This is a genomic window from Mesorhizobium sp. M7A.F.Ca.MR.148.00.0.0, assembly GCF_003997735.1.
In the GTDB taxonomy this organism is placed as follows: domain Bacteria; phylum Pseudomonadota; class Alphaproteobacteria; order Rhizobiales; family Rhizobiaceae; genus Mesorhizobium.
The window spans coordinates 1-21,032 of sequence record NZ_RZTB01000040.1; the positions used below are offsets into that span (position 1 = coordinate 1).

20 protein-coding genes and 1 pseudogene are annotated in these 21,032 nt (G+C 65.6%); 12 read left to right on the plus strand and 9 right to left on the minus strand.

All coding sequences use genetic code 11. The features are described from left to right. Both groEL and groES read right to left on the minus strand, forming a co-directional pair. Positions 1 to 829, minus strand: an 829-nt coding sequence (gene groEL / locus EOB49_RS16760; protein WP_127381611.1) for a chaperonin GroEL, incomplete at its 3' end; no start/stop codon positions are given. Positions 830 to 885: 56 nt separating this feature from the next. Then, the gene (gene groES / locus EOB49_RS16765) at positions 886 to 1,200 is read right to left on the minus strand and encodes a co-chaperone GroES (protein ID WP_127255658.1); all 315 of its coding nucleotides are present in this window, start codon (positions 1,198 to 1,200) and stop codon (positions 886 to 888) included. Between the two features lie 321 nt (positions 1,201 to 1,521). On the opposite strand from groES, the gene EOB49_RS16770 reads away from it, so the two are divergent. Together EOB49_RS16770 and EOB49_RS16775 are read left to right on the plus strand one after the other, a co-directional pair. Further along, positions 1,522 to 1,800 (plus strand): usg protein, encoded by a 279-nt coding sequence (locus EOB49_RS16770; RefSeq protein WP_127320453.1) that lies wholly within the window; start codon positions 1,522 to 1,524, stop codon positions 1,798 to 1,800. 172 nt (positions 1,801 to 1,972) lie between these two features. After that, positions 1,973 to 2,755 carry an SDR family oxidoreductase gene (locus EOB49_RS16775; protein ID WP_127381612.1) on the plus strand — a complete coding sequence of 261 codons (783 nt, stop codon included), beginning with the start codon at positions 1,973 to 1,975 and terminating at the stop codon, positions 2,753 to 2,755. Positions 2,756 to 2,889: 134 nt separating this feature from the next. Here EOB49_RS16775 and EOB49_RS16780 read toward each other — a convergent pair whose 3' ends face one another. Then, on the minus strand, positions 2,890 to 4,392 hold the full coding sequence (locus EOB49_RS16780) for an ATP-binding protein (RefSeq protein WP_127297074.1): 1,503 nt from the start codon (positions 4,390 to 4,392) through the stop codon (positions 2,890 to 2,892). A 209-nt stretch (positions 4,393 to 4,601) separates the two neighbouring features. Between EOB49_RS16780 and EOB49_RS16785 the strand changes: the two genes are divergently transcribed. Continuing rightward, positions 4,602 to 4,907, plus strand: coding sequence for a hypothetical protein (locus EOB49_RS16785; protein ID WP_127320451.1), 306 nt, complete (start codon positions 4,602 to 4,604; stop codon positions 4,905 to 4,907). A 73-nt stretch (positions 4,908 to 4,980) separates the two neighbouring features. Here the strand turns inward: EOB49_RS16785 and EOB49_RS16790 are convergent. The 3 genes and pseudogenes from EOB49_RS16790 to EOB49_RS16800 form a co-directional block, all read right to left on the minus strand. After that, positions 4,981 to 5,828, minus strand: a pseudogene (locus EOB49_RS16790) (aldo/keto reductase). 145 nt (positions 5,829 to 5,973) lie between these two features. Beyond that, positions 5,974 to 6,606, minus strand: a complete 633-nt coding sequence (locus tag EOB49_RS16795) for a PQQ-binding-like beta-propeller repeat protein (protein ID WP_127267443.1) — start codon at positions 6,604 to 6,606, stop codon at positions 5,974 to 5,976. Positions 6,607 to 6,642: 36 nt separating this feature from the next. Next, entirely contained in the window at positions 6,643 to 7,863 is a 1,221-nt protein-coding gene (locus tag EOB49_RS16800; protein WP_127381613.1) for a helix-turn-helix domain-containing protein, read from the minus strand. A 306-nt stretch (positions 7,864 to 8,169) separates the two neighbouring features. Between EOB49_RS16800 and EOB49_RS16805 the strand changes: the two genes are divergently transcribed. The 3 genes from EOB49_RS16805 (at position 8,170) to EOB49_RS16815 (ending at position 10,320) form a co-directional block, all read left to right on the plus strand. Continuing rightward, positions 8,170 to 8,922, plus strand: a complete 753-nt coding sequence (locus tag EOB49_RS16805; RefSeq protein WP_127381614.1) for a thioredoxin family protein — start codon at positions 8,170 to 8,172, stop codon at positions 8,920 to 8,922. Between the two features lie 83 nt (positions 8,923 to 9,005). Further along, entirely contained in the window at positions 9,006 to 9,266 is a 261-nt protein-coding gene (locus EOB49_RS16810; RefSeq protein WP_127267446.1) for a hypothetical protein, read from the plus strand. Between the two features lie 49 nt (positions 9,267 to 9,315). After that, entirely contained in the window at positions 9,316 to 10,320 is a 1,005-nt protein-coding gene (locus tag EOB49_RS16815) for an NAD(P)-dependent alcohol dehydrogenase (protein WP_127381615.1), read from the plus strand. Positions 10,321 to 10,383: 63 nt separating this feature from the next. Here EOB49_RS16815 and EOB49_RS16820 read toward each other — a convergent pair whose 3' ends face one another. Together EOB49_RS16820 and EOB49_RS16825 are read right to left on the minus strand one after the other, a co-directional pair. Continuing rightward, a complete protein-coding gene (locus tag EOB49_RS16820) occupies positions 10,384 to 11,382 on the minus strand; it encodes a bestrophin family ion channel (protein ID WP_127381616.1) in 999 nt (332 codons plus the stop codon). A 56-nt stretch (positions 11,383 to 11,438) separates the two neighbouring features. Further along, positions 11,439 to 12,059, minus strand: a complete 621-nt coding sequence (locus EOB49_RS16825; RefSeq protein WP_127381617.1) for a TetR/AcrR family transcriptional regulator — start codon at positions 12,057 to 12,059, stop codon at positions 11,439 to 11,441. Between the two features lie 290 nt (positions 12,060 to 12,349). On the opposite strand from EOB49_RS16825, the gene EOB49_RS16830 reads away from it, so the two are divergent. From EOB49_RS16830 to EOB49_RS16855, 6 genes are all read left to right on the plus strand, one after another. Continuing rightward, positions 12,350 to 12,847, plus strand: a complete 498-nt coding sequence (locus EOB49_RS16830; protein ID WP_127381618.1) for a (2Fe-2S)-binding protein — start codon at positions 12,350 to 12,352, stop codon at positions 12,845 to 12,847. After that, complete coding sequence (locus EOB49_RS16835; RefSeq protein ID WP_127381619.1) at positions 12,844 to 13,902, plus strand: xanthine dehydrogenase family protein subunit M; 1,059 nt, start codon at positions 12,844 to 12,846, stop codon at positions 13,900 to 13,902. Before EOB49_RS16830 ends, EOB49_RS16835 begins: the two co-directional genes overlap by 4 nt. Further along, positions 13,892 to 16,150, plus strand: a complete 2,259-nt coding sequence (locus EOB49_RS16840) for a xanthine dehydrogenase family protein molybdopterin-binding subunit (protein ID WP_127381620.1) — start codon at positions 13,892 to 13,894, stop codon at positions 16,148 to 16,150. Before EOB49_RS16835 ends, EOB49_RS16840 begins: the two co-directional genes overlap by 11 nt. 231 nt (positions 16,151 to 16,381) lie before the next feature. After that, the gene (locus EOB49_RS16845; RefSeq protein ID WP_127381621.1) at positions 16,382 to 16,861 is read left to right on the plus strand and encodes a (2Fe-2S)-binding protein; all 480 of its coding nucleotides are present in this window, start codon (positions 16,382 to 16,384) and stop codon (positions 16,859 to 16,861) included. After that, complete coding sequence (locus tag EOB49_RS16850; RefSeq protein WP_127381622.1) at positions 16,858 to 17,841, plus strand: xanthine dehydrogenase family protein subunit M; 984 nt, start codon at positions 16,858 to 16,860, stop codon at positions 17,839 to 17,841. Before EOB49_RS16845 ends, EOB49_RS16850 begins: the two co-directional genes overlap by 4 nt. After that, a complete protein-coding gene (locus tag EOB49_RS16855) occupies positions 17,838 to 20,135 on the plus strand; it encodes a xanthine dehydrogenase family protein molybdopterin-binding subunit (RefSeq protein ID WP_127381623.1) in 2,298 nt (765 codons plus the stop codon). The genes EOB49_RS16850 and EOB49_RS16855 overlap by 4 nt, the downstream gene beginning before the upstream one ends. A 156-nt stretch (positions 20,136 to 20,291) precedes the next feature. Here EOB49_RS16855 and EOB49_RS16860 read toward each other — a convergent pair whose 3' ends face one another. After that, on the minus strand, positions 20,292 to 21,002 hold the full coding sequence (locus tag EOB49_RS16860; protein ID WP_164761757.1) for an outer membrane protein: 711 nt from the start codon (positions 21,000 to 21,002) through the stop codon (positions 20,292 to 20,294). Positions 21,003 to 21,032 lie beyond the last annotated feature (30 nt).

Consider the following 21,032-nt stretch of genomic DNA (forward strand, 5'->3'; position numbering starts at 1 on the left):
TGACGGCCGCGACCTTGAGGCCGCCGCGCAGCTTGTTGACGACCAGCGTCGCCAGCGCCTCGCCTTCCACATCCTCGGCGATGATCAAGAGCGGCTTGCCCGACTGCACCACGGCTTCAAGCACGGGCAGCATCGCTTGCAGGTTGGAGAGCTTCTTCTCGTGGATCAGCACATAAGGCTCATCGAGTTCGACGCGCATCTTGTCCTGGTTGGTGATGAAATAGGGCGAGAGATAGCCGCGGTCGAACTGCATGCCTTCCACGACTTCGAGTTCGGTCTCGGCGGTCTTGGCCTCCTCCACCGTGATGACACCTTCATTGCCGACCCTCTCCATTGCCTCGGCGAGGAAACGGCCGATCTCGGCATCGCCATTGGCGGAGATGGTGCCTACCTGCGCGATCTCGTCGTTTCGGGTGACCTTGCGGGCATTGGTCTTCAGTTCGGCGACCACCGCATCGACCGCCTTGTCGATGCCGCGCTTCAAATCCATCGGGTTCATGCCCGAGGCAACCGCCTTGGCCCCTTCCCTGACGATCGCCTGTGCAAGCACCGTTGCGGTCGTCGTGCCGTCGCCGGCAAGGTCGTTGGTCTTGGAAGCCACTTCGCGCACCATCTGGGCGCCCATATTCTCGAACTTGTCTTCCAGTTCGATCTCCTTGGCCACGGTGACACCGTCCTTGGTGATGCGCGGCGCGCCGAACGACTTGTCAATGACGACATTGCGCCCCTTGGGACCGAGCGTCACCTTCACCGCATTGGCAAGGATGTCGACGCCGCGCAGCATCTTCTCGCGCGCTTCGGTATGGAATTTCACTTCTTTGGCAGCCATTGGATCACTCCTTTACCTAGGCAGCATTCGTTGACTGGATGGATACGAAGAAGCCGTCAGGCGGCCTTCTTCACTTCGGCGATCTCATCGATGACACCCATCACGTCGCTTTCCTTCATGATGAGCAGGTCCTCGCCGTCGAGTTTGATTTCGGTGCCGGACCATTTGCCGAACAGGATGCGGTCGCCGACCTTGACATCGAGTTCGACAAGCTTGCCGCTGTCGTCGCGCGCGCCGGGACCGACGGCGAGCACTTCACCTTCCTGCGGTTTTTCCTTTGCGGTATCGGGGATGATGATGCCGCCGGAGGTCTTCTCCTCGGCTTCAAGGCGGCGGACCAGAATGCGGTCATGCAATGGACGGAACGCCATGTCGTTCTCCTCGTGGACAAACAGGTTTTGAGGTTCCTCCGCACCGAACCGGCAATATCGGACCGGTGCGGAACGCCCCGACCCTTCGTCAGGCATCGCGGCGCATATCGAGCTAGTTTTGCCGTTTTTCGGTTTCAAGAGACCGGCGAAAAATTTTTTACATTCGACCAGAAAGAGCGCCAACACACTGTTCTGGCGTGGCTATTTTCGGAACCCCGACGTTCTCGCGACGTTGTTTGAAGAGGAACCGGCATGGCATCGGGCGAATTCAATACAAATGTCGCAGGCTGGATGCCTGAACGGAGAGAGAAGGAGAAAGATATGGCCGATACGGTCAGCAGCGAATTCCGCCTGCAAATGGAAGGTTATGGCCTGACGACGGCCGAAATCCACTATCACCTGCCCGATCATCCGAGCCTGCTTCAGCTCTATGTCTGGCAGGACTACGATCTCGCTCCGGCCTTTCCCGAACTCAAGGGCTTTCTCCAATATTGGGAGCGCGAACTCGACGGTCCGCTGCACTCGGTCCGCGTTGCTCATCACCGGCTCATCCGGCCTTCGGAATGGCGGGCCGTCGAGGGCATCATCACGGTCCACTAGAGGTCTTTGGGACGGACTCCGCTCCTGCTTCGCCCCCGAGCGACGACGTTGGAGCAGGCTCTTGCCAGCCCCACGCAGCGCCAACAATCTCCGCTCCAAGATTTCCAATTTCCATGTTGTAAAACGATCCTGCCGCGCTAGCCTGAAACCAGATGCGAGGCGGGGAAGAGGAATGGAGCTTCAGCTCAACGGCAAGGTGGCGCTGGTCACCGGCTCGACGCAAGGCATCGGCCGCGCCATCGCCGAGACGCTGGCGCGCTGCGGCGCCGGCGGCCTGCTCGTCACCGGGCGCGAGAAGACCCGCGGCGATGCCGTGGCGGAAGAGCTTTCGCGGCTCGGCACGCCGACGGTCTTCGTCGCCGCGGACCTCGCCGACCCGGCGGCCCCTGCCCTTTTGGCGCAAGCCTGCATCGAGCGCTTCGGCCGCATCGATGCGCTGGTCAACGCCGCAGGGCTGACCGACCGGGCCTCGTTCCTCGACGCCGATCTCGACGGCTGGGCCTCGCTGTTTGCGGTCAACGCGCGGGCACCGTTCTTCCTCATGCAGGCGGCCATCGCCGACATGAAGAAGCGTGGCCAGGGCGGCGCCATCGTCAACATCCTGTCGATCAACGTCCATTGCGGCTCGCCGGAACTCGCCGTCTATTCCGCCAGCAAGGGCGCGCTGGCCACGCTGACCAAAAACGCCGCCAATGCCCATCGCTTCGATCGCATCCGCGTCAACGGCATCAATGTCGGCTGGACCGACACGCCGGCCGAACGTGTCATGCAGGCCGACACGTTGGGCAACGGGCCGGGCTGGCTCGATGCCGCCAACGCCTCGCAACCCTTCGGCCGCCTGTTCTCGACGAGCGACATCGCCAACCTCGCCGTCTTCCTGCTTTCGGATGCTGCCGGGCCGATAACCGGCACGCTCGTCGACCAGGAACAGTGGGTGATCGGGGCGAATCGGTGAGCGCCATCGAAACGCATGCGCCCTGCATGACGCATTTCGGCGTCGGCGCTTTCACCGTTGCCGTCAGAAGTTGGTCGCAATGACGGTGACTGAAAAAGCCTATCGTCCCATTCGCTCAAAGCACCCGCGCCGCCTCACAGCGCCAGGCTCCCCTGCTCCACCTCCTCGGCATTCGGATCTCCCGGTGCGGTGGCCCAGGCCAATTCGACCAGCGTCACGGTGCGCCGGCCTGTCCCGTCGAGTTGGCAGACGATGAGCCCCTGCTCCTCGATATAAGTCAAGAGGCGCCGGGCGCGGCGCAGCGAGTGCGAGCCGTAGGCACGGGCGATCGCGGCGTCGCTCGGGCACGGCCAGCCCTCTTTCGCCGCGCGGGCGATCATCATGAACACGCCCTGCATGTCGTCGGGCAGCAGCGACGCGCGGACGGAAACGTCCCGCCACGCGTCATCCTGCGTCGTCTCGGAACCAAGGCCGGCACGGGCCCGCGTCAGCATGCGGCGGAACTCCGGCAGGTCAGGCACGACCGAGGCCAGGCCTTCGATGCGGCAGCGGACTACGAACTCCTGATAGAGAACGCCGATCACGCGAAAACCGGCGTCGGGTTGCGCCAGGATGGCGCGCAGCACACGGTCGACGCGCTCACGACGCTCGGCTAGATCCTCGGCGCTGATTTGCGGCTCCGCCGGCTCGGGGCGCATTTCCAGTGCCGCCGATTTGGCCGCCATCAGCTGGTCGAGCAGGTCCGGCGACGCCGGGCGGCGCGGCGTGCGCACCGTCTCGGGTGGCGGCGCCGCCAGGATGATCGCGCGTGCGTCTTCCAGCGCGGATTCCGGCATTGCCATGAGCCGCGGCGTGCCGTTGCGCGGGCTGGTGTCGGTCGGGCCGATGCGCAGCCCCAGCGGACGGCGCGACAGGGCCGGGCCGAGCGCCATGAACTGCCCGCGTTCCAGATCACGGAACGCTTCCGCCTGGCGGCGCTCCATGCCCAGAAGATCGGCGGCGCGCGCCATGTCGATATCGAGGAAGGTGCGGCCCATGAGAAAATTGGACGCCTCGGCGGCGACGTTCTTGGCGAGCTTGGCCAGCCGCTGGGTGGCAATGATGCCGGCCAGCCCGCGCTTGCGGCCACGACACATCAAATTGGTCATGGCGCCGAGCGAGAGCTTTCGCGCTTCGTCCGACACCTCTCCGGCCACCGCCGGCGCGAACAGCTGCGCCTCGTCCACCACCACCAGCATCGGGTACCAGTGGTCACGGGCGACCTCGAACAGCCCGCCGAGGAAGGCGGCCGCACGTCGCATCTGGTTCTCGGCGTCGAGTCCTTCGAGATTGAGCACGGTGGAGACGCGATGCATGCGCGCCCGCTCGCCGGCCGCCTGCAGGCCGCGCTCGGTATGCTGCTCGGCATCGATCACCAGATGGCCATAACGGTCGCCCAGCGAGACGAAGTCGCCCTCGGGATCGATGATGGTCTGCTGCACCCAGGGTGCGCTCTGCTCCAGCAGGCGCCGCAGCAGATGCGACTTGCCGGAGCCTGAATTGCCCTGCACCAAAAGGCGAGTCGCGAGCAGTTCCTCAAGATCCAGCTTCGCCGGGGCGCCCGCGGTCGTCTGTCCCATCTCGATCGCAACGGTCATCTCGACTCAGGCGCTCCTTTCGCAGACGGGCTTATCAACTGGGTCACAGCCCGTCGAGCGTGCATGACCGCCTGCGGCGTGTTGCGCACAACTGTGCAGGCACCCGCCTGGAGGGGTCATCAGCCGATGCCTGGCGCAAACTTTGGGTTGACCCCTTCGGACCACGAGGCGACACTCCACCCAACGCTGCGAGTGCGAGGAGGAATGCGATGGACGAGCCCGAACGGTGGCGCCACATGTCGACGGCGCCGAAGGATGGCAGCCGCATCCTGGTCACGGTGCGTCCGTCCGAACAGGGACCGGCGGAAGTAGACCTTGCCTATTGGTCGCGTGCTGACCAGTTCGCCTCGGAAGGCTGGCGCGCGTCGGACTCCTCGCCCGGGCGCGTCATCGAATATGCCGACCCGGAACTGAAGTGCTGGATGCCGTTGCCGACGGCAAACATCAGCCGTGCGTCCATGCCAGCGCCCTGGGAAGGCGAAGACGCCCAGCAGCTGGATGGGTCCGGGATTTAAGCGCGCGGAGAGGCCGGAGATTGGCCAATCTCCCCCTCGTGCGGGAGATCGGCAGCTTCGCGGTCGGCAGTCCTCAGAACAGGAACGCGGCCGTGGCGGGGTTGGGCCCGTTGCGGCCTTCGGGGGAATCCATGCCGCGGATCGTCTGCAGGTCCTGGGCATCCAGTTCAAAATCGAAGACATCGAAATTGGCGGCGATGCGATCCCTGCGGATCGACTTTGGAATGACGATCAGCCCCTCTTGGAGATGCCAGCGGATGATCGCCTGGGCGACGGACTTGCCATGTTTTTTGGCGATGCCTGAAATGGTCGGATCGCCGAGCAGCCGGCCGCTGCCCAACGGGCTCCAGCTTTCGATACGGATGTCGTGCTTGGCGTGAAAGTCCCTGACACCGCGCTGCTGGAACTGGGGATGCAACTCGATCTGGTTGACGACGGGCGTCACGCCGGTTTCCGCGATGATCCGCTCCAGATGATCCTGGTTGAAGTTCGAAACGCCGATCGACTTGATGCGGCCGGCCTGCCGGAGTTCGACCAGCGTCTTCCAGGCCTCGACATATTTGTCCTGGTTGGGCACAGGCCAGTGGATCAGGAACAGGTCGATCTGCTCAATGCCGAGCTTGGCCATGGTGTCATCGAAGGCGCGTAGCGCCGCATCGCGCTGGTGTGCGCCGTTGCGCAGTTTCGAGGTGATGAACAGCTCAGCCCGCGACACGCCGGCGCTGCGGATCGCCTCTCCAACCCCTTCCTCGTTCTGGTAGCCTTCGGCGGTGTCGATCAGGCGATAGCCGGCCTCGATGCCCCAACCCACCACCTCGGCGGTAATATCCTGGTCGACCTGCCACACGCCAAGGCGAGCTGGGGAATGGCGGAGCCGTCGTTCAATGCAATCTGTTCGGGCATGATGGGCTGTTCAGGCATGGGGGATCCTTTGCAAAGCGGGTCCGGGCGGTCTGCCCGGTGCACAGCCTATCTAAGTCCGACAGGATGCGACGACCAGCCGACAGCGGACAAATTGCCGTGTGAAGTGCGCCTGCAAGTGTGACTTTCGGCGTCGGCCGCATCCTCACCGCGGCCGGCGCACCGCCCTCACCACTCCGGCGGATGTGCTGCCGCAATAGAGGCGGTCGCCGCCATCGGATTCCAGCCCCGACACGCCCATGCCGGCCGGCATGTCGAGCTTCTCGAGAACCTTGCCTGATCGCGGGTCGACGCGGCGCAGGTCGCTCTGGTCGCCTTCCCAGGTGGCGTGCCACAGCTCGCCCTCGACCCATGTCACCCCGGTGACGAAACGGTTGGATTCGATGGTGCGCAGGATCGCCCCTGTCTCCGGGTCTATCTGGTGGATCTTGCGTTCGCGATATTGCCCCACCCAGAGCGTCCCTTCGGCCCAGGTCAGCCCGGAATCGCCGCCGCCGCCCGGCGCCGGAATGGTCGCCAGCACCTGGCCGGTATCAGGGTCGATCTTCTGTATCAGGTCGTCGGCAAGCTGGAAGAAGTGCTGGCCGTCCCAGGCGGTGCCGGCATGCGCCGCGACGTCGATCGAGCGCAGCGCTTGGCCGTTTTCCGGGTCGAAGGCGTTCAGCTTCTCGCCCGAGGCGAACCAGACATTGTTGCCGTCAAAACTCACCCCATGCACCCTCTCCACATCTGGAAAGGGTCCGTATTCGCGCAGAATTTCGGCCGCTGACTGTTTCATGTCCTTGTCCTCATTGAGATGATCCGATGTCACTTCCTAACCGTTCGGCAGCGGGGCCGGGAGTAACAAGGTGGTCGTGAATCCAACCACTGGAGGCGTCATCCAGCGGCGCGCCCGGCCGTGACCGAAAAACTGCACCTTGCCGGCCTCGCCAAGCTGCTCCAGCGCCCGTTGCACACTGCGTTGGCCGGTGCCAAGCGCCAGCGCCAACGCCGAACTCGCCCAGGATTCACCATCGGCAAGGAAAGCCAGCACCGCCGCGTGCCGCTCCTCGATCGGCCGCGCCAGCACCAGCACCTCGCGTGCCTGGCGCGGCGCCAGCGCGAAGCCCTGGCTGGTCGCGCCGATGTCGGCCAGGCCGCGCAATTCGGTGCGCAGCCGGCCGATCTCGACCCGCAGCCGTGCCCGGTGCGATTCATCGGCGTGCCTGCCGCCGAAGGCTTGCGCGATCAGCCTCGCCCTCGACACATCGCCTGGCCACGCTTCGGCGAGCGTACGGGCCAGCGCAAACAGCACCGGGCGCGTTGCCAGCGAGACCGTTTTCTCCTGTTGGCGCACGGCATAGCGAAAGCTATCGACCAGCAATGCCGGCGACGCTTGCAACGCCTCGACGTCCTCAAGCAGCAACGGGCGCTGCTCGCCAGCCGCGATCAGCCGCGCCGCCGGCGTGTCCAGCGCCAGGAATGCGCGATCGACTTCAGCGATGAGCCCCGCAATGCCGGCCTGGCGGGCGGCGTGGCGTGCCCACTCCAACGCCCTGCGCGCCGGCTTCGTCTTGAGGCGCCGCATCGCGATGCCGGCGACGGCCAGCTCGTGGGCGGCGCGCGAGGCCGGCGGAAGCGGCATCGGATCGAGCCCGCCCAGCACGTCTTCGGCCTCGTCGAGACGGCCGATCAATAGCAGGCGGCGCACCTTGAGGTGGCCGGCATGCGCTGCGTTCAGCCGGTCGCCATGCTTTTCCAGCGTCGCCCGCGCCGCATCCAAAGCCTTGGCCGGCCAGCCGAGATCCCGTGAGACCAGCGCAATCTCGGCCTCGGCAACAACGCATCTGGCACGCGCTACCGCTTCTTTCGGGCCGAAGCCACGCGCGGCCCGCCGCAGCAGCGCCTTGGCGCGATCGAGATCGCCGAGCTGCGCCATGGCAATGCCGCGCAGCGCCAGCGCCGGAGGGTCCTCGCGCAGGGCGACGCGATCCAGCGCGCCGAGCGGATCGCCTCGGGCCAGCGCCAGCGCCGCGGCGGTGATCAGCGAATCCATTCAAATCCCGTCACACTTGTAACTCCCACCCTTGTGCGTCGCCGCCCTAACTTAAATCCGTACCATGAACCGGCAAGCCGCATCGGCCAACTCTATCGGCAACGTGCGGCACGCCAAGGGAGAACCGACAATGCCAACCGACACTCCTCTCCATGACGCGGCCGAAGGCACCGTGAGGGTGCGCCACCCCTGCTGCGACGGGCCGGCTCCTGCAAATCCCGTCACACTTGTAACTCCCACCCCCGCGCTTCACCGCCCTATTCTGGCTGACAGCAAGCGACAACAGACTGGCAAAGGAGACGACCAATGACCAAGCACATCGCAATGAAGACCCCGCCGATCGTTTCGAGGCAGGACTGGGAAGCCGCCCGCGAACAGATGCTGGTGAAGGAAAAGGCAACGCTGCGGGCCAAGGACGCATTGGCCGCCGAGCGCCGGCGCATGCCGTGGATGGAAGTCGACAAGGCCTATGTGTTCGAGGGGCCGAACGGCAGAGCGAGCCTGCTCGATCTGTTCGAAGGCCGCCGCCAGCTGATCGTCTACCGCGCCTTTTTCGAGCCCGGCGTGCATGGCTGGCCCGATCACGCCTGCCGCGGCTGTTCGCTGGGCGCCGACCAGGTCGGCCACCTCGCCCATCTCAACGCCCGCAACACCACGCTTGCCTACGCTTCGCGTGCCCCGCAAGCCGACATTGCGCGGCTGAAGCAGAAGATGGGCTGGCAGATGCCCTGGTACACAATCACTGACAGTTTCGACAAGGACTTCGGCGTCGACGAATGGCACGGCCACAACGTCTTCATCCGTGACGGCGACCGCATCTTCCGCACCTATCTCATCAACAGCCGCGGCGACGAGGCGATGGGCACCGTCTGGAGCTATCTCGACGCGACGCCGCTCGGCCGCCAGGAAATTTGGGAGGATTCACCCGAAGGCTATCCGCAGACCCCGCTCTATTCCTGGTGGAACTGGCACGACAATTACGACGCCGGGGCCGACAAGAAATGGGAAGAAGTGTCTGCTGCCGGCGAGGCTGCATTGCGCGACAAGGGCGAGCAGTAACGGTTGTTCAGTCTGGGTTCCTCTCCCCACTCCGTGGAGAGAGGAACCTGTCGTGGCTGGCATGATCATCAAGGATCAAGGCGATGAGCGATATCCATACCGGTGCCGGCAGCACGATCCCGGAAGCCGCAACCCTCGGGCTGGCCGACTGGCTTTGCCTTGCCGCGGCACCGACTTTCGCCGTGATGGCGCTGCTCACCTGCATCTTCAGCGGCGATGCGGCCATGCAGTGCATGGGCATCGACGCCTCGCCCCTCACGGGCATGGCCGCGATGTATCTGCTGATGAGCGCCTTTCATCTGGCGCCCTGGCTGCGGGTGATCTCAGGCCGGCAGGCCCGCTAGGCGCAGCGCGCCATTGCAATTCCAGACACCCCACACATCGGAGAAGACAATGAGACTGGTCAGGCTGAGAGCGCCGGGCGGCTTGGGCAATCTCGACCTGGTCGAGGAAGATCCGCCCCAGCCAGGGCCGGGCGAGGTTCTGGTCAGGATCCGGGCCTGCGCGTTGAACATGCGCGACGACTTTGCCGTGCAAGGCAAGATGCCTCTCGCCGACGGCCGCGTTCCGCTCTCCGACGGCGCCGGCGAAGTGATTGCCCTCGGCGACGGTGTCGATGCACTCAAGCCCGGAGACAGCGTCGTCAGCGTCTTCTATCCCTGGTGGCTGGGCGGTGACATGACGCCCTGCACCCGGCGCGATATTCCGGGAGACAGTTTCGACGGCTTCGCCAGCGAGTATGTCTGCATGCCGGCGCACGCTTTCACCAAGGCACCGGCAGGCTATACGCATGTCGAGGCGGCGTCGCTCACCTGCACCGGCGTTACTGCCTGGCGCGGCCTGGTTGTGTGCGGCAAGGTGAAGCCGGGCGACGCGGTGCTGGTCCTCGGTTCGGGCAGTGTATCGCTGTTCGCGCTGCAATTCGCCAAAGCCGCCGGCGCCCGGGTCATCGCCACCTCATCCGACGAGCAGAAGCTGGAAAGGCTCACGCGCCTCGGAGCCGACGCCGTCATCAACTACAAGTCCGTCCCGGACTGGGGTCGCAAGGCCAGGGATCTGACGGGCGGACGCGGTGTCGATCACGTGATCGAGGTCGGCGGACCCGCCACCCTGGCGCAGTCCATTGCGGCCTGCAGAACGGGCGGTCACATCGCCCTGGTCGGCGTCCTGACCGGTTTTGCGGCGGAAGTGTCTATCCCCGCCCTGTTTTCCAACCAGATCCGCATCAGCGGCATTTCCATCGGCAGCCGGGCCGACCAGGAGGATATGATCCGGGCGATAGAGACTATCAGGCTGAAGCCCGTCATAGACCGCCATTTTCCGCTGCAGGACATCGCCACCGCCTTCGCGCATTACGAAACGCAAAAGCATTTCGGCAAGGTCTGCCTCGACGTTTGAGCGGCCTCCGCCAGCAGCACGATGAAGGGGACCTTCGGGTCCGCGCCTTCGTCTTGATCCTGCCTAGGTCGCGATGTCGTTGACCGGCAGCAGGGGCTTGGGAAGATCGGCCTCGCCGAGCCCGCTGCGCAACTCGATCTCGATGTCGCGGCATATCTGCGAGATCGGGACGTCGTTGGCGTTGCCCTCGAACGGGTTGGCGCTGCTTTCGCCGACCTGGTCGAGGGACATGTAGGCCCAGCCCAGCAGCGTGCTGAACGGGATCGTCAGCCAGATCGCGATCGACTCGAGCGCCCCACCCAATTTGCCCATATCGGCAAAGACGGGAACGACCCCGAACGGCAACAGCGTGCAGAAGATCATCACGAACATCGAACTGACGATGGCGTATTGCCGAGGATAGGGATTGTTCTTGATGCGATCGCAGCGCGCCTGCTGGTCATGGAAGTCGCGGATCAGCTTGGTCAGTTCGCCATAGATCTGAGGAGGGAGCTTTGTGTCCTTGAACAGCGCATTGACCTGGACAGATTGCCGTTCGAGCAGGGCGATCGCCGGCTGGGGCGATTTCAGGACGTCCTCGGCCTGTTCGGCGAGCAGCGGACGCAATTCGTCGGCGATCGAGCTCGCATCCTCATGGATGCGATAGCGCCGCCGGTATTCGATATTGGCGGCCCGCGCCATGGATTCCCATGGCATCGGCCGGCGCAGGGAAAAACGCAATGCCGTCATCCAGGCGATGTGGCGATAGATGAGCTGTCGGGCCGCCGGCGCGTCGAGGAAATCCCTGCAGAAATTGGACCACAACCGGCTGCTGGCCGTAATTTGCGTAAAAGCCTGCAGCGCATCGCTGCTGCGGGTGAACACCTGCGAATTCTTGAACCCGGCAACGAGTGACACGGTGGTGCCAAGCACCAGCACCACCGACCATGGCACCGAAAACCCGGCGATGCCTGGAAGACGGTAGGCCGCCACGGCCAGTCCACTCACCACCACCATGTAGATGACGCTGCGCCGCGACCACAGCGCGAAATCCACTATTTTGTAGGAACGGCCTACATACATTGGGTCCCCTCAATTTATCGACAGGTGTGGTTTTGCACAGGCGGAATCTCGTCGCCTCATTGTGCCTTTGCAGCCCCGAACCGCAACCCGTCCATCAACAGCTTGACCAGCCGGCGCGAGCGGTCGCGCCATTCGGGGGTGTCGGGCGCTGAGTAGATGCCGCCCAGCGCGTGCAGCACGTCGGAAGCGTCGACGTCGCCGCGGATGGTGCCGTCGGCCACCGCCGCTTCGACCAGCTGTCGCAAGGCTTGCGACACCCGGCCGAACGTGTCGGAAAACAGCGTCGAATTGGTGGTGAGCACGATGCGCAGGCTGGTCGCCAGGCCGCGCTTGGCGGCGATGTAGTCGACGAAGCGCTGCATCCACTGTTCCAGCGCGACATCGGACGGATGTTTCTGGGCAAGCTCGCCGGCGGCCGCGCAGAGCGCCTCCACCTCACGGCGATAGACCACCTCGACCAGATGCTCGCGCGTCGGGAAATGCCGGTAGAGCGTGCCGATGCCGACGCCGGAGCGGCGCGCGATCTCCTCCAGCGAGCCATCGATGCCGCGCTCGGCAAAGACGGACACCGCCACCTCGACCAGCCGGTCGCGGTTGCGCCGCGCATCGGCGCGCAACGGCTTTGCGTCTACGGCCCCGGCCTTCTGTTCAGCAATGGCGGACGGCTCGCTGGCCAATTTTTTCTCCACATCGTGTCAGGGGGCTTGAACCCGGCCGGTTCAGCCACCACGTATTAAACGGAGGCGCCTCCGTTTTAGTGGAGCACCTTTATCATATAATCAGGGGAACCGGTATGTCACGTCTTTCGAACACGCAAGCCGAGATCTCCCCTGCCCGCCTGTCTCGCGGGAGATCCGCTGCCATCTCCGCTTTCGCCGTCAAGACCTGACCGAACGGTTACCTTGCCCTTCCGCGGCAAGGCACCAGTTCAATCCCATCCGCGTCAAGCAACTGGAGCCAGACGCCCATGACCAGCCTTCCCATCACCCTCACCATCAACGGCCACCGACACGAACTGGAGGTCGATCCACGCGTAACCCTGCTCGACCTGCTGCGCGAGCGGCTCGATCTCACCGGCACCAAGAAGGGCTGCGACCGCGGCCAGTGCGGCGCCTGCACGGTGCTGGTCGACGGCAAGCGCATCAACTCATGCCTGGCGCTGGCGGTCAGCCATGACGGCGCCCAAGTCTTGACCATCGAAGGCGTCGCCCACGGCGAGGAACTGCATCCTGTGCAGGCCGCCTTCATCGCCCATGACGGCTTCCAGTGCGGGTTCTGCACACCCGGCCAGATCATGAGCACGCTCGGCCTGATCGCCGAGGGCCAGGCCGGCGACGATCCCGAACGCATCCGTGAGGGGCTGAGCGGCAACATATGCCGCTGCGCGGCCTATGGCGGCATCGTCGAGGCCGTCCTGGAAGCCCAGCAACAGCTTGTCAAAGCCGACCGGAGGACCGCGGCATGAGAGATTTCGATTACATCAGGCCCGCCACCATCCCCGACGCCATCGCCGCGGCAGCCGAGCCGGGTTCGGCCTATCTCGCCGGCGGCACCAATCTGCTCGACCTGATGAAAGGCGGCATCACCAGTCCCGAGCGTATCGTCGACATTTCCCGGCTGCCGGAGCTCAACCGCATCGAACGGCTGGACGATGGCGGCCTGCGCATCGGCGCGCTGGTCCGTAATGCCGACCTTGCCTACGATCCGGCGTTCGCGAAATCCTATCCGGCGGTGGCCGAGGCGCTGCTGTCGGGTGCTTCGGCGCAGCTTCGCAACGCCGCCACCGTCGGCGGAAATCTGTTGCAGCGCACGCGCTGCAGCTATTTCTACGACACCGCCAGCGCCTGCAACAGGCGCCAGCCAGGCACCGGCTGCGACGCGCTGGAAGGCGAGAACCGCCTGCACGCCGTGCTAGGCTGGAGCGACGCCTGCATCGCCACCCACCCCTCGGACTTCTGCGTGCCGCTGGTGGCGCTCGACGCCGTGGTCGAGATCGAGGGCAAGAAGGGCCGGCGTCATGTGACACTGGAGGAATTCCACCGGCTTCCCGGCGAAACGCCGCAGCGGGAGAATGCGCTGGAGCCCGGCGACCTGATCGTGGCGGTGCGCCTGCCGGCGGAGGCGGCCTCCTTCTCTGCCAATGCCCGTTACCTGAAAGTCCGCGAACGCACCTCTTATGCTTTTGCCGTCGTATCGGCCGCGGCAGCGCTCGTCGTCGATGGCGGCAAGATCCGCGCCGCAAGGCTGGCACTGGGCGGCGTCGCGGCCAAGCCGTGGCGGGCCCGAACGGCGGAAGCCGTCCTGCTCGGCGCGGACGCCAGCGAGGCGACCTTCGCGAGCGCCGCGGACGCTGCCTTGGCCGATGCCGGCCCCTCCGGCGACAATGCCTTCAAGATCGAGCTTGCCCGCCGCATCGTGGTCAGGGCGCTGATATCTGCGCTTTCGGGAACGCCCGAGCGTCTGCCAGCCCTTCCTGCCTCCCCGTTCTCGAACATTCCCGGAGCGCGCCATGACGCTTGAACTCAGCCTCAACCAGCAACCCGCCCATGCCCGGCAGGGCTCCAGCATCGGCCAGCCGCTGACCCGCCGCGACGGCTTTCTGAAAGTCACCGGAGCCGCGCGCTATGCCGCCGACAACCACCCGCCCGGCATGCTCTACGCCGTGCTGGCGGTCAGCAGCATCGCGCGCGGCCGCGTTGCCGCTCTGGATATCGAGGCGGCCAAGGCGCACCAGGGCGTGGTCGAGGTGATGACGCCCAAGAACCGGCCGGCGCTCGCCGCTGACCCGGACGCCAAGGACCACCCCTTCATGTTCCGGCTCGACCTGCTGCAGAACGATCAGGTCCGCTACCCCAACCAGAGCATCGCCGTGGTAATCGCCGAGACGCTGGAGGCGGCAACCGAGGGGGCGGCTTTGCTGTCGCCGCGCTATGAAGTGCTGCCGGCGCGCGTTGGCCTGGACGGCGCTGAAGCCTTCGTGCCGCGTGGTGTCGGTGTCGGCGGTCCGGCCGTGCAGCACAAGGGCGATGTCGAGGCCGGCCTCAAATCGGCAAAGACACGGATCGAAGCCACCTACGAGACGCCGGCCCAGTACCACAACGCCATGGAGCCGCATGCGATCGTCGTCGCCTGGAATGGCGACACACTGTCGATCGACACGCCGAGCCAGGGCCTTGCCATGGCACAGGGCCGCATCGCCGGCCTGTTCGGCATCGCGCCGGAAAACATCCACATCCGCAGCCCGTTCCTGGGTGGCGGCTTTGGCTCGAAAGGCATGATCTCCGGGCCGCAGGTGCTCGGCATCCTGGCGGCGCGCCTCGTCCGCCGTCCGGTCAAGCTGGTGCTGCGGCGTGAGCAGATGTACGGCCCGGTCGGCCACCGTGCGCCGACGCGCCAGACGCTGCGCATGGGCATGGATGGCGAAGGGCGGCTGACGGCACTCGACCATCACGCCAAGACTGCGTCGAGCACGTTCGACGATTTCTTCGAACCGGCGGCGGATGCCTCGCACACGCTCTATGCCAGCCCGGCCATCGCCACCTCGCACGATGCGGTGCGGTTGGACACCGGTACCCCGCTGTTCATGCGGGCGCCCGGCGAAGCGACCGGCTCGATCGCGCTGGAGAGCGCCATCGACGAGGCGGCTCACGCCTGCGGCATGGACCCGCTGGAGTTCCGGCTGCGGAACTATGCCGAGGTCGAGCCGATGACCGGCAAGCCGTTTTCCTCCAAGGCGCTGCGCGAGTGCTACAGGCAAGCGGCCGAGACGTTCGGCTGGGCGAGCCGCCCGCTTCAGCCCCGGCTGATGCGCGACGCCGACGGTTTCCTGACCGGCTGGGGCATGGGCACGGCGACGTTTCCGGCCCTGATGTTCCAGGCCGAGGCCCGCGCCGTGCTGAGGAGCGATGGCAGCGGCCTGATGGAGACCGGCGCGCAGGACATGGGGCAAGGCGCCTGGACCGCCTTCGCCCAGATCGCGGCCGACGGACTGGGACTGGATATCGACCAGGTCGATTTCAGGGCCGGCAGTTCCGATCTGCCCAATGCAGGCATTGCCGGCGGCTCCGGCCACACGGCGACGGCCGGCATGGCGATCCACAATGCGGGTGCCGCCGTCATCGCCAGGCTTGCCGATCTCGCCACCGGCAACGAGGCCTCGCCGCTGTTCGGCGCCGGCAATGAAGGCGTGCTGGCGCGCGGCGGCCACCTCTATCGGCGCGACGATGAAAGCCGCGGTGAAAGCTATGCCGAGATCCTCACGCGCGCGGGCCTCACCGAGATCGAGGGCCATGGCAAGGGCGCTGCGGACCCGGCATCCCAGGAGGCCTATGCCAAGCACGCGCACGGCGCCGTGTTCGCCGAGGTGAAGGTCGATCCGGATTTCGGCCAGATCCGTGTCACAAGGCTGGTCGGCGCGTTCGCCGCCGGCCGGATCATCAATCCCAGGCTGGTGCGCAGCCAGTATTATGGCGGCATGATCTGGGGCGTCTCGTTCGCGCTGCATGAGGAAGCCATCACCGACCGGCGCTCTGGCCGGATCCAGAATGCCAACCTCGCCGAGTATCATGTCCCGGTGAATGCCGACGTTCCGTCGGTCGAGGCGCTGCTGGTCCACGAGGACGACCCTCACGTCAACGCGCTCGGCATCAAGGGCGTCGGCGAAATCGGCATCACCGGCACGGCTGGCGCCGTCGCCAATGCGGTCTGGCATGCGACCGGCGTGCGGCCGCGGCGCTTTCCGATCCGCATCGAGGACCTGCTGGGGTGAGGAGTGGTCCGCCTAGCGGACGGGAAGCCAATTGCTTGGCTTGCCCGTCCGACGAACGGTGAAGGCCCGGTCCGCCTTCGGGCGGATCAAAAGGTCCAGTGGATCTTTTTAAAGGGCTGAACGCCCGAACGGTCCGGAGCGACAGCGAAGGGCCGGACAGCGGGCGCTCGGTCCTCGCCGGCCCAACATCAGATCAACGACTTCGCGTCAAGCAACTGGAGCCAGATGCCCATGACGAAAACAACGATCCCGGTCCATCTCGACATCAACGGCGACCTTCACGGGCTCGACATCGAGCCGCGTGTGACGCTGCTCGACGCCTTGCGCGACCGGCTCGGCCTGACCGGCACCAAGAAGGGCTGCGACCACGGCCAGTGTGGCGCCTGCACCGTGCATGTCGACGGCGAGCGCGTGCTGGCCTGCCTGACGCTGGCCGCCCAAGCCGAAGGCCGCACCGTCACCACCATAGAGGGGCTTGCACGGGAGGGCGAAATGCATCCCGTGCAGGCTGCCTTCCTCGAACAGGACGCCTTCCAGTGCGGCTATTGCACGCCGGGCCAGATCATGTCGGCGGTCGCCTGCATCCGTGAGGGCCATGCCGGCTCCGACGGCGAGATCCGCGAATACATGGCCGGCAATCTCTGCCGCTGCGGCGCCTATCCGCACATCGTCGCCGCCATTCGCCAAGCCGCCTTGGAGGTCGCATCATGAGGGATTTTTCGTATGTGCGCGCCAACTCGGTCGATGCGGCACGCCAAGCGGCCGCCCTGCCCGGCGCCATGCTCTTGGCTGGCGGCACCACGCTGGTCGATCTCGCCAAATGCGGCGTCGCCGAGCCCGAGACGCTGGTCGACATCGCTCATCTCAAGGGGTTGGACAGCATCGAGGTGAACGAACGCGGCGCCACCATCGGCGCGCTGGCCAGGATGAGCCATGTCGCCGACCATGCCGACATCAAGAGCCGCTTTCCTGCGGTGTCGGAAGCCCTGTGGCAGGCGGCTTCCGCGCAGATCCGCAACATGGCGACCATCGGCGGCAATCTGATGCAGCGCACGCGCTGCCCCTATTTCCGTGATCCCGGGAATTTCTCCGCTTGCAACAAGCGGGAACCCGGCAGTGGCTGTTCGGCCATAGGCGGCGTCACCAGGGGCCACGCCGTGCTCGGCGCCAGCGACGCCTGCATCGCCATGTATCCCGGAGACCTCGCGGTGGCGCTGGTCGCCTTCGACGCAACAGTTCATCTCGGCGAGCGCCAGATCCCGGTCGACGACTTTTTCCTGCTGCCCGGCACCACGCCGGATAGGGAACATGCGATCGAACCGGGCGAGATGATCACCGCCATCGAGATCCGCGGCTCGTCCTCTGCCCGGCGTTCGATCTACCTGAAAATCCGCGACCGGCAATCCTATGAGTTTGCCGCGGCCAGTGCGGCGGTCGGCATTGAGTTCGAAGCTGACGGCCGAACGATCCGCGATTTGCGCGTGGCGCTTGGCGGCGTCGCGACCAAGCCGTGGCGTGCGCGGGCCGTCGAGGCGGCCTTGATAGGCAAGGTGCTGGAGCCGGACACCGTGCGCGCCGCCAGCCTGCTCGCAGTCGAAGGCGCCGTTGATCACGGCGCCAACCACTACAAGATCGAACTGGCGCCGCGCGTCGTCGCCCGCGCCATCCTCAGATTGGGAGAGACGGCATGACCGTTCACAACATCAGGCATGGGGATGCGTCCGACGGCGCTTTTGCCGAAGCCGTCGGCGGCCGGCTGTCGCGCGTCGACGGCCCGGCCAAAATCACCGGCGCGGCGAAATACGCCGTCGAGCAGCAGCTCGAAGGCCTCGCCTACGCCGTGCTGGTCGAAAGCACGATTGCATCCGGCAAGGTGCGCGCGATCGACACCACTTCCGCCGAGGCGGCGCCCGGCGTGCTGCGGGTGCTGACGCCGGACACCATCATCAGCCTGAAGACCGCGGCGGACTGGTTCGGCACACCGCCGCCCGACAAACCCTATTGCCCGCTCGCGCGCGACATCACGTTCTCGGGTCAACATGTCGCTGCCGTGGTCGCCGAGACCTTCGAACAGGCGGTCGCGGCGGCGGCCCTGGTCAAGGTCAGCTATGACGAGACGCCTTCCATCGTCGACCTCAGCGACGGCAAGGCTGGCGACGGCATCCCGATCGACGCCATGACCAAGGAATGGGGCGATGCGCAAGGTGCGTTCGCCTCGGCACCGGTCCGCATCTGCGCCGCCTACAACACGCCGCGCGAGTACCAGGCGCCGATGGAGCCGCATGGCCTGATCGCCCGCTGGGAGGGCGACCGGCTCACCGTATGGGAGCCGAGCCAGTGGCTGGACGGGATGGCCCGCACCTATGCCGAATGGTTCGGCGTGCCGTTCGGGAATGTGCGGCTGGTCTCGCCCTATATTGGCGGCGGCTTCGGCTCCAAGGCACTGGCGCTCAGCCATGGCGCGGTGGCCGCATGTGCGGCCAGAATGCTCGGCCGGCCGGTGCGGCTGGTGATGACGCGGCCCCAGACCTTCACCGGTTACGGTGGCCGCGCCGCGACGCGGCAGACGGTGACGATCGGCGCCGACGCTGACGGAAAGTTCCAGTCGATCGTGCATCGCGGCGTCAATGAGACCTCCATCGACGGCATGTGGGTCGAGCCGCTGGGATCGGTCACCTCGATCATGTATGCGACGCCGAATTTCTCCTCGAAGCAGAATGTCGTGCGGGTCAATTCGGTGGTGCCGGGCGCCATGCGCGCGCCGGGCGAAAACCCCTCGGCCTTCGGCATCGAAAGCGCCATCGACGAGCTCGCTTACGTGGTCGGCATCGACCCGCTGGAAATCCGGCTGCGGAACTATGCCGAGCAGGATCCGCATGCCAAAAAGGCTTGGTCTACCCGGCAGTTGCGCGAGGCTTTTGCCGCAGGTGCGAAGCGCTTCGGCTGGGCCAGGCGCTCGCCCGAACCGCGCTCGATGCGCGACGGCACCCAGTTGATCGGCTGGGGCGTCGCGGCTGGCACCTATCCGGTTCGGCGCGCCTATGGCGAGGCGATCGTGCGTATCCTGGCCGACGGCTCGGTCGAGGTCGAAAGCTCGTCGATCGACATGGGTCAAGGAACCTACACAATCCTGGCGCAGACCGCCGCTGAAACGGTCGGCGTGCGGGCTGACGACGTGGTGGTGAAACTCGGCGACTCCCGCTTTCCGCGCGCCGGCGTCACCGGCGGCTCGCGCCTGGCCGGTGTGATGACCGGCGCCGTATACAAGGCGGCGAGCTCAGCGCTCGACCAGTTGGTGGGCCTTGCCATCAGCGATCCGCGGTCGCCTTTCCACGCGCTGCAGGCCAACACGCTGGTCGTCGCCAAGGGCCGCATCGCTTCGCCGCGCGGCGACGGCCCCGATGTCTCGATCGCCGAACTGCTCAAAAGCGTCGGCCGCGACCACATCGAAGCCACCGGCGACACCATGCCGGAAAACTCGACGCCAGAGGAGCGCTACAAGAACTACACCACCATCGCCATGGCACTGCCGCACACCGAGGGCGACTACTCCCGTCACTCATGGTGCGCGCATTTCATCGAGGTGCGCGTCGACGAGGATTTCGGCACGGTGCGTGTATCGCGTGTGGTGTCGGCGCTGGATTCGGGGCGGCTCTACAACCCGAAACTTGCCGAAAGCCAATGGAAGGGCGGCATCATCATGGGCATCGGCCAGGCGCTATTGGAAGAAGGCATCGTCGACCGCCGCCACGGCCGCATCGTCAATGACAACCTCGCCGACTATCTCGTGCCGACCAATGCCGACATCCCCGACATCGAGGTGATCTCGGTCGGCATCCCCGACCTGCATTCCTCGGTGCTCGGCGGCAAGGGTGTCGGCGAATTGGCGATCGTCGGCGTGGCGCCGGCGATTGCCAACGCGGTGTTCCATGCGACGGGAAAGAGGATCAGGGATCTGCCGATCACACTGGAGAAGCTAATCTGAAGCGGCTGATCTCCCATTCGAGGGGAGATGTCGCCAAAGGCAACAGAGGGGGTCGTCGCGTATAGAGCGCCGACCCCCATCTGCGGCAGCAGGCCGAGCCCCGCCGGCCCCCTGGCCTGCCTGCCATCTCCCGAGGGAGATCTGTAGCACCAGCAATCAGAACTTGTAGCTGAGCCCGACCCGGATATCCTGTGTCTGGAGGTCGACATGGGTTTCCGTAGGCAGACCGGCTGCCACCGAGAGGTCCTGGCTGCCGAAGTCGGAGTAGCGGTATTCGGCCCGCGCGATCCACTTGTCGGTAAAGGCGTGTTCGATGCCGGCTCCAACGGTCCAGCCGGCATGGCTGTCGCTGTGGAGCGTTACTTCGGCGGCAGGGCCACCGGCGCTGACCGCAATCAGTTCATACTTGGCCGCGGCGACGCCGGCAGTGATGTAGGGCAAGGTCCGATCGAAAGCATAGCCGGCCCGCAGCCGCGCCGACCCCGACCATTTGAGTTCGCTCTTGAGCAACGTGGTGACACCGCCGCCGCCGGCGTCGAGGGCCGTCAGCCCATCTATATTGCTGTACATGATGTCGGCCTCGGCGCCGATCACGAAGCTGTTCTCCATCTGGTAATTGGCGCCGATATGGACACCGCCGATAAATCCGTTCGGATCGGTGGAGACATTGAGATCGGTGGCCCCGCCCAGTCCGCCGCCGGCGATGAACAGATTGGATTTTCCGGCCGCGTAGCCGATGTCGACGCCGGCATAGAGTCCGGACCAGTCGTAGCCGGATGCAACAGGCGAAACCTCATTGATATCAGCCGCACACGCCATACCGAGCGGCGCGAGAATGAAGGCCGTTGCGAGAAGAAGAGTTTTCATTGTTGTCTGCTGCCCCATGTTGCTTCCCCA